18 protein-coding genes are annotated in these 16,677 nt (G+C 72.3%); 4 read left to right on the forward strand and 14 right to left on the reverse strand.

The window, feature by feature from the left end:
- Positions 1–47: 47 nt before the first annotated feature.
- Positions 48–1,385 (forward strand): S9 family peptidase, encoded by a 1,338-nt coding sequence (locus tag L6E10_RS32515; RefSeq protein ID WP_236223972.1) that lies wholly within the window; start codon positions 48–50, stop codon positions 1,383–1,385.
- A gap of 353 nt (positions 1,386–1,738) precedes the next feature.
- Here L6E10_RS32515 and L6E10_RS32520 read toward each other — a convergent pair whose 3' ends face one another.
- Positions 1,739–2,755, reverse strand: coding sequence for a hypothetical protein (locus L6E10_RS32520; protein WP_236223973.1), 1,017 nt, complete (start codon positions 2,753–2,755; stop codon positions 1,739–1,741).
- A 124-nt stretch (positions 2,756–2,879) separates the two neighbouring features.
- Here L6E10_RS32520 and L6E10_RS32525 point away from each other — a divergent pair, with 124 nt between their 5' ends.
- Positions 2,880–3,731 (forward strand): trypsin-like serine protease, encoded by an 852-nt coding sequence (locus L6E10_RS32525; protein WP_236223974.1) that lies wholly within the window; start codon positions 2,880–2,882, stop codon positions 3,729–3,731.
- 46 nt (positions 3,732–3,777) lie between these two features.
- Here the strand turns inward: L6E10_RS32525 and L6E10_RS32530 are convergent, their stop codons facing one another.
- The 5 genes from L6E10_RS32530 to L6E10_RS32550 form a co-directional block, all read right to left on the reverse strand.
- Complete coding sequence (locus L6E10_RS32530; protein ID WP_236223975.1) at positions 3,778–4,272, reverse strand: cupin domain-containing protein; 495 nt, start codon at positions 4,270–4,272, stop codon at positions 3,778–3,780.
- 6 nt (positions 4,273–4,278) lie between these two features.
- Positions 4,279–5,277: a cysteine synthase A gene (gene cysK / locus L6E10_RS32535; protein WP_236223976.1), complete on the reverse strand. Its 999-nt coding sequence runs from the start codon at positions 5,275–5,277 to the stop codon at positions 4,279–4,281.
- Positions 5,278–5,299: 22 nt separating this feature from the next.
- The gene (gene epsC / locus L6E10_RS32540) at positions 5,300–5,941 is read right to left on the reverse strand and encodes a serine O-acetyltransferase EpsC (protein WP_236223977.1); all 642 of its coding nucleotides are present in this window, start codon (positions 5,939–5,941) and stop codon (positions 5,300–5,302) included.
- Positions 5,938–6,840, reverse strand: a complete 903-nt coding sequence (locus tag L6E10_RS32545; protein WP_236223978.1) for a DMT family transporter — start codon at positions 6,838–6,840, stop codon at positions 5,938–5,940. Before L6E10_RS32545 ends, epsC begins: the two co-directional genes overlap by 4 nt.
- Before the next feature lie 123 nt (positions 6,841–6,963).
- Positions 6,964–7,116 (reverse strand): hypothetical protein, encoded by a 153-nt coding sequence (locus L6E10_RS32550; RefSeq protein WP_236223979.1) that lies wholly within the window; start codon positions 7,114–7,116, stop codon positions 6,964–6,966.
- 27 nt (positions 7,117–7,143) lie between these two features.
- Between L6E10_RS32550 and L6E10_RS32555 the strand changes: the two genes are divergently transcribed.
- Positions 7,144–7,524, forward strand: coding sequence for a hypothetical protein (locus tag L6E10_RS32555; protein ID WP_236223980.1), 381 nt, complete (start codon positions 7,144–7,146; stop codon positions 7,522–7,524).
- Here the strand turns inward: L6E10_RS32555 and L6E10_RS32560 are convergent.
- Positions 7,502–8,074, reverse strand: coding sequence for a TetR/AcrR family transcriptional regulator (locus tag L6E10_RS32560; RefSeq protein WP_236223981.1), 573 nt, complete (start codon positions 8,072–8,074; stop codon positions 7,502–7,504). The genes L6E10_RS32555 and L6E10_RS32560 overlap by 23 nt on opposite strands.
- Positions 8,075–8,132: 58 nt before the next feature.
- Here L6E10_RS32560 and L6E10_RS32565 point away from each other — a divergent pair, with 58 nt between their 5' ends.
- Complete coding sequence (locus tag L6E10_RS32565; RefSeq protein WP_374237585.1) at positions 8,133–9,080, forward strand: zinc-binding dehydrogenase; 948 nt, start codon at positions 8,133–8,135, stop codon at positions 9,078–9,080.
- Here L6E10_RS32565 and L6E10_RS32570 read toward each other — a convergent pair.
- The 7 genes from L6E10_RS32570 to gntD (L6E10_RS32600) form a co-directional block, all read right to left on the reverse strand.
- Positions 9,071–9,526, reverse strand: coding sequence for a hypothetical protein (locus L6E10_RS32570; RefSeq protein ID WP_236223983.1), 456 nt, complete (start codon positions 9,524–9,526; stop codon positions 9,071–9,073). The genes L6E10_RS32565 and L6E10_RS32570 overlap by 10 nt on opposite strands.
- Before the next feature lie 102 nt (positions 9,527–9,628).
- The gene (locus tag L6E10_RS32575) at positions 9,629–9,859 is read right to left on the reverse strand and encodes an MbtH family NRPS accessory protein (RefSeq protein ID WP_090096381.1); all 231 of its coding nucleotides are present in this window, start codon (positions 9,857–9,859) and stop codon (positions 9,629–9,631) included.
- Positions 9,860–9,872: 13 nt separating this feature from the next.
- On the reverse strand, positions 9,873–10,904 hold the full coding sequence (gene gntD, locus L6E10_RS40480; RefSeq protein ID WP_218130208.1) for a guanitoxin biosynthesis L-enduracididine beta-hydroxylase GntD: 1,032 nt from the start codon (positions 10,902–10,904) through the stop codon (positions 9,873–9,875).
- The gene (vioD, locus tag L6E10_RS32585) at positions 10,891–12,009 is read right to left on the reverse strand and encodes a capreomycidine synthase (RefSeq protein WP_236223984.1); all 1,119 of its coding nucleotides are present in this window, start codon (positions 12,007–12,009) and stop codon (positions 10,891–10,893) included. The genes gntD (L6E10_RS40480) and vioD overlap by 14 nt, the downstream gene beginning before the upstream one ends.
- Positions 12,010–12,023: 14 nt before the next feature.
- On the reverse strand, positions 12,024–13,808 hold the full coding sequence (locus L6E10_RS32590; protein WP_236223985.1) for an ABC transporter ATP-binding protein: 1,785 nt from the start codon (positions 13,806–13,808) through the stop codon (positions 12,024–12,026).
- Positions 13,801–15,648: an ABC transporter ATP-binding protein gene (locus L6E10_RS32595; RefSeq protein WP_236223986.1), complete on the reverse strand. Its 1,848-nt coding sequence runs from the start codon at positions 15,646–15,648 to the stop codon at positions 13,801–13,803. The genes L6E10_RS32590 and L6E10_RS32595 overlap by 8 nt, the downstream gene beginning before the upstream one ends.
- Positions 15,649–15,662: 14 nt before the next feature.
- A complete protein-coding gene (gene gntD / locus L6E10_RS32600) occupies positions 15,663–16,673 on the reverse strand; it encodes a guanitoxin biosynthesis L-enduracididine beta-hydroxylase GntD (RefSeq protein ID WP_236223987.1) in 1,011 nt (336 codons plus the stop codon).
- Positions 16,674–16,677 lie beyond the last annotated feature (4 nt).

Consider the following 16,677-nt stretch of genomic DNA (forward strand, 5'->3'; position numbering starts at 1 on the left):
ACCGGGACGCGTCCGGCGGGTGGAATGGAGCCCGACGGAGGTGTGGCATGCGTACACGGCTCGTGGTGTCGTTGCTCGGACTGGTGCTCTTCGCGGGTGGTGCTCCCGCGCTGGCGTCACCACCGACGCCCGGTGACCAGCCCCTGCCGGGCTACACCATCTCGAACCCGCCGCTGAAGCCCGAGGTCGTCGGCGGCAAGCCGACGCGCGTGCTGCAGGGCGTGCACAGGCACTCCGCGTACATCGTCGAGGTGCCCCCGAACTGGAACGGCCGGCTGGCCATGTGGGCGCACGGCTACCGGGGCACCGGCACCGTCCTCACCGTGGACCCGCCCGCCTACGGACTGCGCACCCGCCTGCTCGGCCAGGGCTACGCGTGGGCGGCGTCCTCCTACTACGGCAATGGGTACGACGTCCGCGCCGGTGTCCAGGCCACGCACGACCTGGCTCGCCACTTCGGCACGCTGGTGGCGAGGCCGAAGCAGGTCCTGATCGCGGGCGTCTCGATGGGCGGCCACGTGATCGGCCGTTCGCTGGAGCAGTACCCCGGCTTCTACGACGGCGCCCTGCCGATGTGCGGCGTGCTCGGCGACCACGAGCTGTTCGACTTCTTCCTCGACTACCAGCTGACGGCGCAGAAGCTCTCCGGCATCGGCACCTACCCGGTCCCGGCCGACTACCTCACCGCGGTGGTGCCGCGCATCCAGGAGGAACTGGGGCTCACCACCCTCGTACCGGGCGGCCCCGACACCGTGACCGCCCGCGGCGCCCAGTTCCGCGCGGTCACGGTCGAACGCAGCGGCGGCCCCCGCCCCGGCGCGACCCCCGCGTTCGCGTTCTGGAAGAACTTCCTCTTCGGCCTCGCCTCCCCGCCCGCCCCGGACGCGCCGCTCGCCTTCGACCCCGGCCGCCTCGCGACCAACCTCGGCACCCGCTACCAGCCCAGCTCGCCGGTCGACCTGAACCGCGCGGTGCAACGGGTCCTGCCGGCCGACTGGCGCTCGCGCCTGTCCCCCGCGCTCACCGAGATCCCGAGGATCGCGGGCAAGCCGCGGGTGCCGGTGGTCTCCCTGCACGGCCTGGGCGACCTGTTCGTGCCGTTCTCGATGGAGCAGGAGTACCGCGGCGACGTCGCCCGCAACGGCCAGTCGAGGTGGCTGGTGCAGCGGGCGATCCGCACGGTGGACCACTGCGAGTTCTCGCCCTCGGAGGCCGGTGCGGCCTGGGACGACCTGGTGGCGTGGACCGACCGCGGCAGGAAGCCCGCCGGTGACGCCGTCGGTGACCGGTCCGCGGTGGCCTCGGAGACGTTCGGGTGCCGGTTCACCGATCGGGCGGCGTACGCGGGTCCCGGCACCCGGAAGTTGTTCTCCGCCTGTCCCTGACAGGGGTTGCCCGCGGTCCGGCTCCCGGTGGCGTGAGAGCACGACCGGGAGCCGGTGGTACGACCACGGCCTCCCAGCGGTTGCGGCCCGTGTCCCCGGAGGTGTCGCGGTGGCGGCGGGTCGCGGGCGGGCTCCAGGCCGCGGCACCGGTGCTGCGCGGCGAGGCGGCATCGGCAGGTCCGCGTTGCCCGACCACGCCGCGGCGGAGGCCGGCGGCATGCGGGTGGTGCGCGGTGCCGGCGTCGAGTCCGAACTGGCGTTCGGCGCTCTGCACCCGCTGCTGTCCCCCCTCGGCCCCCAGGGCTCAGGCGTTCACCGGAGGAGTGCGGAACGCCGTCCCCGCCGTGCCGTGACTACTCCGAGGGCTGGTGCAACGGGGTCACCGTGGCATCGAGTTGTTCGGGCAGGCGCACGAGCGGCTGCAACGGCAGGGCGACCGCGCTGTCCGCCGTGGTTTCCAGGTGCCGCAACATGATCCCCTCCCGCAACGCCCACGGGCAGACCTGGAGCCGTTCCACACCGAGCGCGCTCATCGTGGCGTGCGCGACCACGGCACCGGCCAGGATCTGCCTGGCCCGGGGCTGCGACACCCCGCGCAACCTCGCCCGCTGCGCCGCGGACATCCTGGCCAGCCGCGGGATCCAGCGGCGGACGTCCTCGACGGTGAGGTCCCGGTCGACGAACGGGCCCTCGCGCTGCGGCGGCGCCCCCGCGAGCCGGGCCAGCTGCTTGAACGTCTTGGAGGTGGCGACGACCTTGTGCGGCACGCTCTCCCAGCGCAGCCGGTCGACCACCTCGGCCAGCGTCTCGCGCACGTGGCGCCGCAACGCCTTCAACTCCGGGGGCCGCGGCGGGTCGCTCGACAGGAACGCCCTGGTCAGGCGGCCCGCTCCGAGCGGGAGCGACAGGGCGAGCTCCGGGTCGGCGTCCCGCCCGAGCGCGATCTCCATGGACCCGCCGCCGATGTCGAGCACCAGCAACCGCCCGACCGACCACCCGTACCAGCGGTGCGCGGCGAGGTACGTCAGGCGCGCCTCGTGCTCGCCGGACAGGAACTGCGGCCGCATCCCGACGTCGGCGTGGATGCGGTCGACGATCTCGTCGCGGTTGGTGGCGTCGCGCACCGCCGAGGTCGCGAACGTGTAGAGCTGGTCGACGCCGTGCCGGTAGGCGGCGCCGACCGCGTCCGCCACGGCCCGGACCACCCGCTCGACCCCGGCGGGGCTGACCGACCCGTCCGGCTCGATCTCCTCACCGAGCAGCGTCGGCTCCTTCACCGAGTGCGCGGGCAGCGGTGGTGCGCCGGGGCGGACGTCGACGACCTGCAGCTGCGCGGAGTTCGACCCGATGTCCAGCACGCCAAGACGCATGGGGAGCTCATACCCGCGTTCGAGGGTGTTATTCGCCCGCGGCGGCCGTGCCAGTCATCTGTGAAGGCTTCCGGGACGGCGCGCGCGGGGGTTGAATCCGCGCAGCCGTCGAAGGAGCAACTCCATGCGTCTGATCAGGGCAACCGCGGCCACCGCCGCCATCCTCGTCGCAGCAGCACTTCCCGCTTCCGCGATCAACTCCTACAACGCCACGCCCGCGCCCGAACGCACCGAGGTCGGCGCACTCGTCGCCACCTGGGACAACGACGACGACCCGGCGACCCCGGACCGCGTCGACTGGGTCTGCAGCGGCACCATGGCCGACGCCGACACCTTCCTCACCGCCGCGCACTGCACCAGCGACTGGCCGGCGAACGTGAAGTTCTACGTCTCGCTGCACCAGGACGTCCAGTCCGCGCTCGACAGCGCCACCGGCACCCCGGCGCAGATCGCCGCGGCGGTCGGCGTCCCCGGCACCGCGCACAACCACCCGGCCTACCCCGGCACGGCGGCCGACACGCACGACATCTCGGTCGTCGAGGTCTCCGCCGCGCAGATGAAGGCCCGGTGGTCGTTCACCCCGGCGACGCTGCCGACCGCGAACCGGCTGGGGCAGCTCGGCCCGCAGGGCCTCGACGCCACGTCGTGGGTCGTCGCGGGCTACGGCACGCAGGAGGCCCGCCGCGGTCCCGGCGGGCACACGCACCCCGGTGGCGGAGTGCGGATGAAGGCGCCGGTCACGTTCAACGCCCTGAACAACGCGTGGGCCCGGCTCGCCATGACCGCTCCGCAGGGCAACGGCGGGGCCTGCTACGGCGACTCCGGCGGCCCGAACTTCGCCACGATCGACGGCAAGCGGGTCCTCGCCGCCACCACGATCACCGGTGACTCGCCCTGCTACGCGACCAACGTCGTCTACCGGCTCGACACGCCCGGCGCGCGGGACTTCCTGCGCCCGTTCGTGACCCTGCCCTGACCGGTGCGCGGGCGGGCGCCCTCGAGCGCCCGCCCCGCGTCCGTTCTCAGTGCCGGCCCCAGTTCGGGACGTTGTGGCCGTTCATCGTCACCTCGAACTGGTCGTACTTCGCCATCAACGTCAGCAACTCGTCCTCACTGGGCTTGTTGCCGTCCGCGTACATCTCGGCGAGGCCGCGGAAGTACTCCTCGCGGTTGAGCGCGGGCGTGAAGATGATCAGCATCGTGGCCTGGTCCTCGTACGGGTTGTGGAACCCGTGCGAGACCCCCATCGGCACGTTCACGTAGGTGCCGGGCGGGGCGGCGAACGACTTGCCGTCGAGGTGCAGCTCCACCATGCCGTGCAGGACGTAGAACGCCTCCAGCTGCTCGTTGTGCACGTGCGGCGAGGCGCCGGGTGCTCCGGCGGCCATGCGGTGCTCGTACAGGCCCAGCCGGCCGTCCGTCTCGCTGCCCCTCGCCTTGAAGGTCGTGTGGGTGGTGGTGCCGATCTGCACCGACTCACCCTCGCCGGGAAGCAGGATGTTGGACACCTGAGTCATGTCTGGTCACTCCTCGTTGATCGCTTCGTGCTTCTCGCCGCTGTGAGCCGTCGTGTCTTCCTGGTTGAACCACGAGAGGTACCGCTCGCCCGTGTCCGGGAAGACGGTGACCAAGTTCTTGCCCGCGAGCTCCGGGCGTGCCGCGAGGACCCGGCAGGCGTGTGCCGCCGCGCCGGACGAGACGCCGACCAGCAGTCCCGCCGTCCGCGCCAGCTCCCGCGCGGTGTCGTAGGCGTCCTCGTTGGAGACCGCCAGGACCTCGTCGATCACGTCGACGTCGGTCGTGGGGGCGACGAAACCGCCGTTCAGGCCGGGGATGCGGTGCAGGCCGCCCCACCCCTGGCTGAGCACGGGTGAGCCCTCCGGCTCCACCGCGACCACGCGGATCGCGGGGTTGCGCTCCTTCAGGTACCGCGCCGTGCCGCTGAGCGTCCCGCCGGTGCCGACGCCGCAGACGAAGACGTCCACCTCGCCGTCGGTGTCGTTCCAGATCTCCGGGCCGGTGGTGGCGTAGTGCGCCGCCACGTTGTCGGGGTTCTCGTGCTGGCAGGCGAACCACGAGCCCGGCCGTTCGCGGTGGATCTCCTCGGCCTTCGCGATCGCCGCCGCGTAGCCCTCCTGGTACGGGGTCAGCACGATCTCCACGCCGAACGCGCGCAGCAGCTGCAGGCGTTCGCTGGTGGCGCTGTCCGGCAGGACGATCACGCACCTGTAGCCGCGTGCGGCGGCGATGGCGGCCATCGAGATGCCGGTGTTGCCCGAGGTCGCCTCGACGATGGTGCCCGTGCCCCTGCTGAGCTGCCCGCGCTGCTCCGCGCCGTTGATCATGTAGAGCGCGGCGCGGTCCTTCACGCTGGACAGCGGGTTGGCCATCTCCAGCTTGGCGAAGAGCTGCGCGGTCGTGACGCCGAGGTCGAGCCGGACGGTGGGTGTGCCACCGATCAGGTCGACGAGCGAGTGGGCGGGCGGCCGCCGGGTGAGGGGCTGACTGAGCCGGGTGTCCACGAGCACTCCGATCGGTTGGTTTTCACCAGCTGGGGAACACCGCTGCGCCCTTGTGCCGCTGGCCCGCGACGACCACGGACTGGCGCGGGCGGGCCGCCTTCGCGACGCTGCGGCTCGACCTCAGGTTCGGGATGGAGAACGGTGCGAGGACGCGCGAGTCGGCCGGCACGTCCCGGATCACGAGCGCCTGGGCGCCCACCACCGAGTCGTGCCCGACGGTGACGGGGCCGAGGATCGTCGCGTTGGCCCCGACGACCACCCGGTCGCCGAGCTTCGGGTGCCGCCGCGACCCCTCCGGCCGCTGGTTGTCGTGCCACCAGCCGACCGCGCCGAGCGTCACCTGGTGGAAGATCGTGACGTCGTCGCCGATCTCCACCGTCTCGCCGATCACGACGCCCGCGCCGTGGTCGATGAAGAAGCCGCGGCCGATCCGCGCACCGGGGTGGATCTCGATGCCCCCGGTGAGCAGGCGGGCGAGGACCATGACCAGGCGGGCGCCGCGGCGGTGACCTCGCAGGTGCAGCCGGTGCGACACGCGCCAGCCCCAGATCGCGATGACCGTCGGGTGCAGCAGCGCCTCGCTGCGCGACAGGATCGACGGGTCGCGGTCCATGACCATGTCGAGGTCGCCGAGGACCACGCGCAGCAGCGCCCGCGGGGTCACCGGACCGCTCCCGCCTTCTCCTTGCGCAGCTGCCCGAGCCGGTTCTCCGCGTAGGCCACGCCGACCATCACGACCAGGCCGCCCGCCAAGAGGTTCCACGTGACGGGTTCGCCGAGGAACGTCACGCCGACGAGCACGGCGAACACCGGGACCACGTAGTTGACCGCCGAGGCGGTGGTGGCGCCGACGTCACCGATGAGGCGGAAGTAGAGCACGTACGCCAGGCCGGTGCTGAGCAGGCCGAGCAGCACGATGCTGAGCGTGACCGGGCCGGTGAAGTGCGGTGTGCGCCACTCGAGGAACGGCGTCACGAGTGCCTGCAGCACCGCCGCCGAGACGAGCTGCGACGCGGCCAGGGCCAGCGGCGCGAGGCCGAGCGGCGACAGGTACTTGCGCACGTACACGAAGCCGATCGCGTAGCTGATGGCCGCGCCGAAGCAGGCCAGTCTGCCGCTGAGCGACCCGAGCGACTCGTGCCACGGGCCGATCAGCAGCACCACGCCGACGAAGCCCAGCGCCAGGCCGACCGCCTTGCGCGAGGTCGCCCGCTCCGTCGGCAGCGCGGCCGTGGCGAGCGCCAGCGTCAGCAGCGGTGTGGCGCCGATGAGCACGCCCGCGATGCCCGCGCCCGTGGTCTTCTCGCCGTAGGACAGCAGCAGGAACGGGATCACGTTGCCGAACAGGCCGGCGGCGGCGATGTGGCCCCAGACCTGCGCGGAGCGCGGCAGGGTGACCTTGCGGACGGCCGCGATGCTGAGCAGCACCGCCGCCCCCAGCACGAGTCTGGCGAGCACGAGCTGCCCCGGCGTCAAGCCTTCGAGGGAGACCTTGATGAAGGTGAAGCTGCTCCCCCACAGCAGAGCCAGCAGCAGGAAGCGAGCGACGGATGCCTTGTCCATTGTTTCTCGATTCGGGTCATCAGTCTGTAGTCGTTCGGATACTTCACCAGTCGCGACTAGTGGCGCGGTGGAGCCGCTCACGCTGGGAAGCGGGCCGACTACGAGGCGCTCGACCCGGCGGGCTCAGACCAGGTGCTCTCGCGCCCACTCCTCGAAGCTCGTGAGCGGCAGGCCCGGCGCCCGTGCGAACTCCGGCCGGCCCGCCATGCCGGTCTCGTTCATCCGGTCGTGCCCGGCACCCGTCTCCGGCATCTCGGCGGGAGGTCCGCTGCGCACGGCGCAGGCCTCGGCCGGGAGGCACTGTTGACGTGGCTGGGTGAGCTGGTCACCTACTGCGTGACCGCGAAGGGGCTCGCCACGGCGCTCGCCCACGACGGGGACCCGGTCGGGGAGAACTCCTGCGCGACGGCGATCGGCGAGGCCGCCGGGCCGCCGCCGCTGCGGCGGGCGGTGGCGGAGGGCGCGGTGGCGGAGGGCGCGGTGGCGGAGGGCACGGTGGCGGAGGGCACGGTGGCGGAGGGCGCGGTGGCGTCGGACGTCACGGCGGTCGAGCGCGGCACATCGATCGTCGGCATCGTGATGGCGACCGAGCACCACCGCGACCCGGCCGCGTCGGCCGAGCGGTTGTTCGCGGCGGCCGAGATCGGGCCACGCGACACGATCAGTACGCCGCGAACCCCCTGATCACGAGCGCGGCGAAGCGCCGGGACGCGGCGGCCCGGCCCTCCGGGGTCGCGGCGCGGATGCCGCCGTTCGCCATGAGCACCAGGACGAGGTCGTCGACCACGAAGTCCTCGCGCAGCCGGCCGGTCCGCTTGGCCTTGCGGGCGAGCTTCGCGACCGCCTTCAGCGACCGCTCGCGGCTGCCCGCGAAGTCCAGGGCGCGGGGGAAGTTGGAGGTGAAGGCCGCGGTGAAGCCCCGGTCGCGGGCGTGCAGGGCGCAGATCCTCTCGACGACGGTGCAGAAGCCGCGCCACGGGTCGGGGTCCGCGAGCCCTTCGCGCACGATGACCTCGCACGCCTGCATCTGCTCGGCGAACGCCTCGGTGGCCAGCGCCTCCTTGGTCGGGAAGTGGCGGTAGAGGGTCGCGGGGCCGACGCCGGCGCGGCGGGCCACCTCGCGCATCGGTGCGCTCAGGCCGTCGGTGGCGAACACCTCGCGGGCCGCTTCGAGGATGTGCTCGCGGTTGTACCGGGCATCGGAGCGCACGGGGTGGGACAAACGCGCTGTCATGCTCTCACTTTAGCGAAGTGGACGGGTGCGTCCATCTACTGTCGGTGTCGTGAAAGCCATTGTGGTGCAGACGTTCGGCTCACCGGACGGGGTGGTCGTCGTCGACCTCCCCGACCCCGTTCCCGCCGAGGGGCAGGTGCTCGTGGCCGTCGAGGCGGCCGGGGTCGGCGGTGCCGACGTCCTGATCAGGCGCGGCGACCTCGCCGCCTACGGTTTCCGGGAGGGCCACGTGCCCGGCGGGGAGGTCGCGGGGACCGTGGTCTCCACGGGCGGCGGGGTCGACCCGTCCTGGGTGGGGCGGCGGGTGTGGGCGCCCACCGGCGTCGGGGGCGGGTACGCCGAACTGGCGGTCGTGCCGGCCGGCTTGGTCGTCGCGCTCCCCGCGGGGCTGTCCGCGGAGGAGTCGGTGGCGCTCGGCGGCGCCGGGGTGGTGGCGCACTTCGGCCTGGCCCACGCCCGCTTCTCCCCGGGCGAGTCCGTGCTGGTGCGCGGTGCGTCCGGCGGCATCGGCACCATGGCGGTCCAACTCGCGGCCCGGCGGGGCGCGAAGGCCGTGGCGGTCACGACGTCCTCGGCCGCGCGGGGTGAACGGCTGCGCGTGCTCGGAGCGACCCACGTGCTGGGCCGCTCCGGCACCACGAACGACGGCTACGACGTCGTCGTCGACGTCGTGGCCGGGCAGGACCTGCCGTCGTTCCTCGACAGGCTCAACCCCAACGGGCGGCTCGTCGTGGTCGGTGCCGTCGCCGGGCCTCCGCCCGGAGACGTCAGCACGCGGATGATGGCGGCGTTCCGGAAATCGTTGTCCTTCAGCACGTTCAGCGCCGACACGGTGTCCGAAGAGGACAGGCGGACGGTGGGGGCCGCGCAGTTCGCCGCCGCGGTCCGCGGCGAACTGCGGGCCGTCGTGCACGAGGCGCTGCCGTTGGAGCAGGCCGCGCTCGCGCACCGGAAGATGGACGCGGGCGAGGTCTTCGGCAGGATCGTGCTGACCGTTCAGGCGTAGGGGTTGCGGCCGGACAGGCCGCTCGCGTTGCACGGTCCGTCGAACGCGTCACGGCAGACCACCACGGCGAAGTAGGTGATCGAGTCGCCGCTGATCGACCACGACAGGTTGTTGTAGGTCGAGTAGTCCTCCTTGTCGCAGCCCGAGTGGTCGTAGCGGCGCGTCGGAGTCGTGTCCGGGGTGAGCGACCCGTTGTAGAACAGGAAGTACGCGTACACCGGCTTGGCGTCGCAACCCCAGTCGGAGACGATCAGGTCGATGTTGCCGACCGAGCCGCGGCCGGTCCAGTCGAACGTCGCCCCGGCGTAGCCGTAGCTCGGTCCCGAGAAGACGAACTCCTGCGCGGCGGCGCCGGCGGACGGGGTGTTCACGGTGATCACCGAGAGCGCCACCGCTGCCGCGGCGGCGACCCGGCGGACGGTGCTGCTGAAGCTCCTCGAACGCATGGCGGCAGTAAACAGCGCGCACGCGCACTCGCAGTAGCCATTGCGCCTCAGCGCAAAACCCCGCGCCCGGACCGGCCGGGCGCGGGGTTCGCGTTCACGCCGTCAGTGCCGCGCGGCGGCGCGGTCGAGCTGCTCGCGGACGCTGCGCGGGCGCATGTCGGTCCAGTGCTCGTTCACGTAGTCGAGGCACGACTGGCGGGTTTCCTCGCCGTGCACGACGGTCCAGCCGTCGGGCACGGTGGCGAGCGTCGCGGGCCACAGGGCGTGCTGGCCCTCGTCATTGACCACCACGAAGAAGCGGCCGTCCTCGTCGTCGAAAGGGCTGGTGCGCATTGATCGGCTCTTTTCAGTAGATGGTGCGGGCGTCCGCGCTGCGGCGGTGGGCACGCGACTTGCGGAGGTCGCGGGCGATGTTCAAGCGGGTGAGCCACCGGTCGGTGCCGTCGAAACGGGCCTTGAACGGCTCCCGGCCGTGCGTGCCGCGGTAGTTGTCCAGGAACAGGACCTCACCGGGCTTGAGGGCGTAGCCGGAGATGTTGGCGTCGATCGCCTTCACGATCGCGTCCAGCGCGGCGGCCGCCTCGGGGTCCGACGCGGGGACCTCCATGAAGTACGGGTCCAGGCGCAGGTAGGGGTCCTCCTGCGGGCCGAAGAGGACCGCGATGGGCTCCGGGTTCGCGTCCAGGCCGGAGATCCACTCGTAGCTGCGGTCGCGCAGGCGGCGCAGCTGCTCGTCCTCCTCGTCGTTCTGGCGGTTGGCGGCGAGGTGCGAGCGGTCGGGCCGGATCGGGAAGCGCTCCTGGCGCAGCACCTCGACGACGTCCGCCGGGAGGTCGACGCCTTCCAGCGAGCCGTAGGTGGTGTTGACGCCGTCGGGGTTGCGCAGGCACATCAGGCCCACGTAGTCCGTGCGCATCGGGTGGAACGCGTCCTCGATGTGCCACGTCAGCAGCTCCTCGCTGCCGGAGCCGAGCTGCTCGTACTGGTGCTCCTTGATGGGGAACACGTCGTGCAGCAGCCGGCCGTCCTGCTGGGTGGACCACGCGATGGGGTCACCGAGCAGCGACGCGCACAGGTAGAAGAACAGGTCCTCGGCGAGCGTGGGACGTCCCTCGCCGCCGCAGTCCTTCCAGTGCGCCGGCGTCGGGCCGATGCCGGCGTCGTCGATCCGGTAGCCGCCGACGACGCACAGCGGGTGCGGCTCGGTGAGGCGGAACTCGGTCAGGCCCGCGCGCAGGGCGCGGGGCAGCTCGTGGGCGATGATGGTGGCGTCGCGCACGAAGGCCGGGTCCTCGACCGTGCGGTAGCGCTCGGCCAGCGACGCGACCAGGGCGCCGGCCTCGGCGACGTCGGAGTCGGACAGGTCAATTCTGAACACGGGCTTTCTCCCCTGCGAGTGCGAGCGTGTCGAGGCCTCGGGTGAACGAGGCGGTGGGGCCGCCGTAGCCCAGCCGGACGCGGGCCGGGTCGCCGAAGCACGACCCCGGGACGAGGAGCGTGCGGTGGTCCCTCGCGAGGTCGTGGCAGAAGCCGGTGGTGTCGGCGTGGCCGAGCAGCCGCGGGAACGTGGAAGCGCCGCCCATCGGCTCCGGCAGGTCGATCAGGTCCGGGTGGTCGGCGGCCCACCGGCGCAGCAGCCCCAGGTTGTGGCGGGCCTGCTGCATGCGGGCACCGACCAGGAGACCCGCGTTGCGCGCGACGCGGGTGGCGAGCAGCTCGACCAACGGCGAGAGGTGCAGCGTCATGCGGTCGCGCAGTTCCAGCGTGCCGTGCAGCACGTCCTGCGGCCCGATCGCCCAGCCGACCCGCAGCCCCGGCAGGCCGTAGCCCTTGGACAGGGTGCCGATCGAGATGGCCCTGTCGTAGTCGTGCACGGGGTCCACCAGCGGTTCGCCCTCGACGACCATCTCGCGGAACGCCTGGTCCCACACCAGGTACGCGCCCGCCTCGCGGCAGATCGCGACGAACTCGTCGCGCTGCTCCGGTGTGAGAGACGCCCCCGTCGGGTTGTGCGGGAAGTTCACGACGACGGCTTTGGCGCCGTCGACCACGGCACGCAGGTCGTCGAGGTCGGGCCGGAACCCGTTCTCGGGCCGCAGCGGCCACACCCGCAGCTCGCAGCCCATGGTCCGGGCGATCGACGTGTGCGTGTGGTAGGTCGGCTCGGTGACGACGACGGCGTCGCTCGGGTCGAGCAGCGTGCTGAGCACGAGGTAGATCGCCTCGCTGCCGCCGTGCGTGACCATGACCCGGTCGGGGTCGCCGGTCCCCCACTCGTCGGCGATGGCGGTGCGGACCTCCTCGCCGCCGAACGAGGTGCTGTCGCGGAACACCACGGCGTCGAGCTCGGCGGCGTCGATGCCGAGCACCGCCCGCAGGTCGGCGAGCGAGTAGTCCTCCACCCCGCTGCTGCCGATGTCGTCGTCGACCGCGAAGTAGTACAGACGCATCCAGTCCTCGAGAGGTGCTGGTTCGAACTTCATCGGGACGGCTCCTTTCAGCGGTAGGCCGAGGACTGCAGCTCGTACAGCTCGGCGTAGAGGTCGGGGTGGGCCATGAGGTCGGAGTGGCTGCCCACCTCGCGGATGCGGCCGCCGTCGAGGACGACGATCAGGTCGGCCATGCGCACGGTCGAGAAGCGGTGCGACACCAGGAGGGTCACCGTGCCGCGCGAACTGCCTTCCCGTGCCGCCTCGGCGAAGCGCTCGAACAAGGCGTGCTCGGTCTGCGGGTCCAGGGCGGCGGTCGGTTCGTCGAACACCGCCAGCAGCGGATCGGTGCGCAGCAGGCCCCGGGCGAGCGCCAGCCTCTGCCACTGGCCGCCCGACAGCTCGACGCCACCGTCCCAGTCCCGGCCCAGCCGCGTGTCGAGGCCGTGCGGCAGGCGGTCCACGACGGACGTCGCTCCCGCCCGCCGCAGGGCGCCCCGCAACGCGGCGTCGTCGCCGATCTTCGCGGTGTCGGCGACACCGATGCTCTCGCGGACCGCGAACCGCAGCTCCACGAAGTCCTGGAAGGCACCGGTGAGCCGGGCCCGCCACTGCGCGACGGGGAACCGGCGCAGGTCGACGCCGTCGACCTCGACCCTGCCCTCGCCGGGTTCGCAGAAGTCGCACAGCAGCTTCACGAGCGTCGACTTGCCCGCGCCGTTCTCCCCCACCAGTGCCACGACCGAGCCGGCGGGCAGGTGCAGCGAGACACCGTCGAGGACGGTGCGCTCACTGCCCGGGTAGCGGTAGGTGACGTCGACGAGGTCGATGCCGCGGCTCAGCGACGCGGGCGGGGTGGCCGGCTCGTCCGGCTGTTTCGCGGCGGACGCGGCGAACCGCTCCAGCCACACGTAGCGCCTGGCCTGCTTGAGGCACCACAGGAAGTCGCCGCTGTAGCCGACGGACGTGGCGACGACGGCGGCCATCTCGATGGTGAGCGCGACGACCAGGACGACGTCACCGGGCGTCGCCCTGCCCTGCACCGCGAGCCAGACCACGAGCGCGATGGCGCCGAAGAACCCGGCCGCGTTGACGACGGCGTCGATGCTCTTGAGCGCCGCGCCGCGCCAGGCCGCGCGGTTGCGGGTGTCCAGCACCTCGCCGGAGACCTCGTGGTGGCGGTGCACCAGTTCGCGGGTGAGCCCGAAGATCCGCAGCTCCTTGCCCGCGCCGGCGGTCGTGCCGATGTCGAACAGGTGGCGGCGCAACCGCTCGGTCTCGCCGGTGTCCTCCTGGGCGTCCACGGCGAGGTCGTTGGCCCGGCTGGTGATCCACAGCGAGATGAACGCCAGCAGGGCCAGCGAGATCAGCGCGGGGTGCACGTCGGCGAGCAGCAGCGCGGTGGTGCCGAAGCCGACGATCGCGCTGATCAGGCCCGCGGTCGCGTTGGTCATCTCGGCGAGGCTCTCGCGCTCCTCGCGCAGGAGCTGGATCTGGTCCAGGTACTCCGGGTTCTCGTGCGGGGCGAGGCTGCCGATCCCGCCGAGCAGGCGCATCAGCGTCCGGTCCGACAACGCCTGCGTGCGTTCGAGCACGGCGAACACGCAGTGGGCGTTGTAGTACTGGGCGACGATGAGCAGCCCGGTGGCGGCGGCGATGCCGAACCCGGCGGTGAGCGCGCCCTCCAGATCACCGTCGTGGGCGGCGTCGACCAGGTTGCCGGCGCTGTAGGCGATCAGGGGACCGGTGAGCGCGAGGGCGATCTCCGTGACGATCTGGAAGACCGCGTGCCGGCGCGCCGCCCGGAAGCCGAAGCTGATGGTCGTGAGGAAAGCCCTCCAGGTGTCACGCATCGGTGCCTCCCACCGGCTGGAAGCGCTCCGCCTGCAGGCGGAACAGGTGGGCGTAGCGGCCGTCGAGGTCGAGCAGTTCGTCGTGGCCGCCGTTCTCGACGACACGGCCCTCGGAGACGACCACGATCCGGTCGGCGCGCCGCACGGTGGAGAAGCGGTGCGAGATGATGATCGTGGTGAGGCCCTGGGTAAGGTCCAGGAACCGTTCGTACAGCTCGGCTTCCGCCCGCACGTCGAGCGCCGCGGCGGGTTCGTCGAGCACGAGGACCCTCGCGCCCGCCTCGACGGCGAACATCGCGCGGGCCAGGGCGACGCGCTGCCACTGCCCGCCGGAGAGGTCGACGCCGTCGCTGTAGGCCTGCGACAGCACGGTGTCCCAGCCGTGGGGCAACGACTCGACCAGGTCGCCGATCCCGGCCCGTTCGGCGGCGCGGCGCAGCATGGCCTCGTCGCCCGCGTGCTCGGGAGCGCCCAGCCCGATGTTGTCGCGCACCGGCAGGTGGTAGCGGGTGAAGTCCTGGAACAGCACCGCGACCCGCCTGCGCCACTCCCGCGGGTCGAGATCCACCAGGTCGGCTCCGTCGACGGTGATCTTGCCGCCGGTGGGTTCGTAGAGACCGGCCAGCAGCTTCACGAGCGAGGTCTTGCCGGCGCCGTTGTCGCCGACGACCGCCAGCGACTTCCCGGCGGGGATCACGAGGTCCAGTCCGTTCAGGACCTCGCGGTCGTTGCCGGGGTAGCTGAAGGACACGCCTTCGCACCGGATCTCCCGCGCCGGGACGTCCGCCCCGACCGGCAGGCCGGACTCGGGTGGCCCGCTGTCCGCGAGCCGCTTCTCCAGCGACAGCAGCTTCGGCACGGTGACGGCGGCGTTCGAGAGGTACAGGTGCTCGTCGCCGACGGCGTACTCGTTGGCGTTCGCGAGCGCCTCCACGAACACGGCGAGGGCGGCGAGCGTCAGGTCGCCTTCCACCGCGGCGTACGCGAGCAGGCCGTAGGACAGCACGTTGATCGCGAGGATCGCGGACGCCGACCCGAGCACCATGCCCGGTCGCGGCCGGCGGGCCCGCCGGATGGGGCCGATCCCGGCCTGCCACAACGTGTCGAACCGCGTGACGAGCCAGTCGAGGGCGCCCCAGAGGCGGACCTCCTTGGCCGGGGCCGGGTCGAGCGCGAGGTCACGCGCGTACTCGGCCTGGCGGAGCTGGGCGCTCTGCCCGAACCCCTCCTCGCCGACGCGCAGGTAGTCGCGCTGCATCCGGTAGACGATGATCGGCCAGACCACGAGCCACAGCAGGCCGAGCCACCAGTGGAACCAGGTGAGCACGGCCGCCGAGCCGACGGCCCGCAGCCACGACGTGAGCACCTCCGGCAGGGCCTCGACGGTCTGTCCCGGCCGGTGCGCGCTCATGCCGAGGCCCCGCACGACGCGGACCTCGTCCATCACGCCGGGGTCCTCGAGGTGGGCGATGCCCCTCGGGCGGCCCAGGGCGGTGAGCACGACCTCCTGCAGGTACCGGTCGACGTCGCGGCCGAGCGTCGACACCGCGGCCCGCAGCAGCGGGGACGTCAGGCGTTCGACGAGGATCGCGACGGCGATCGCGACGAGCAGGGAGCCCACCCGGTCCGCGGCGGGCGAGCCCGCGCCGCCCCTGGCCGCGTCGGGGATCGCGCCGATGAGCAGTCCGGTGAGCACCGCGATCCCGATGGGCAGGACGGCGCTCACCACCACGCCACCCGCCAGGAGCGCCGTGCGCGGCCGGCTGACCCTGGGCAGCACCCGGAGGACGGCGAGGATGCCCCTGGCGGTGGGCGGGAGGTTGTGGAGCGGGTTCGGCATGACTTCCGTATCCGTCAGATGAGGCGTGCGGTCGCCGAGGCGCGTCGCTCGTGGGACTTCCGCAGGTCGGTCGTGATGCTGACCCGCTTGAGCCAGCGGTCCGTGCCGTCGTAGCGGGCCTGGAACGCCTGCCGCCCGTGCGCGAGGCGGTGGTTGTTGATGACGAGGACGTCGCCGGGCTCCAGGGCGACGTCCAGGCAGGACGCCTCCAGCAGGTCGCTGACGGCCTGCAGGGCCGCGCGCGGCGCCGGCTCCGCCGGGATCTCCATGAAGTACGGGTCGATGCGGATGTACGGGTGCTCGCGCGACCCGTAGAGCACCGCGACGCGGTTGTCGTCGGCCTTCATCTCGTCGATCTCGGAGAACTCGGCGTCGACGCCCTGGGTGACGTTGTGCTTCGCCAGGTGCGAGTCGTCCGGCCGGATCAGGAAGTTCGGCTCGTGCAGGAGCGCGAGGTGCTCGGGGGCGAGCGAGCGCAGGTCCGGCTCGGAGACGATCGTGGCGACCCGGTCGGGGTTGCGCAGGCACTCCAGCAGCAGGTAGTCCGCGCGCCACGGGTGGAACGCGTCCTCGGTGTGCAGCGTGAGCGTGTCGGTGCTGCCGATCCCCATCTGCTCGGTCTCGAACCCCTTGATGGGGAAGATGTCGTGCACGAGCCGGGCGTCCTGCTGGGTCTTCCAGCCGAACGGCTCCCCGAGCAGGGCGCCGTGCAGCAGCAGGAGGATCTCCTCGGCGAACTCCGGGGCCGGGGTGGGGCGGCCGCGCCAGTGCCGCGGCGTCGGGCCGATGCGGGCGTCGTCGATGTTGTGACCGCGGACCACGCAGTAGCCGAGCTCGTCCTCGAGCGCGAAGTCGCGCAGGAAGCGGCGCTGTCCCACGGGCAGTTCGGCGGCGAGCAGCGGCAGGTCGCGCAGCAGCTGCTCGTCGGCGGGACCCGAGTACTCCTTGGCGATGCGCAGCGTCAGGGTCTCGGCCTCGGCGGCTTCTTCCGACGACAGCGTGTAGATCCGTTTGGGCGTGGACAAGGAC

It is taken from the genome of Lentzea sp. CC55 (assembly GCF_021056325.1).
Taxonomy (GTDB): domain Bacteria; phylum Actinomycetota; class Actinomycetes; order Mycobacteriales; family Pseudonocardiaceae; genus Lentzea; species Lentzea jiangxiensis.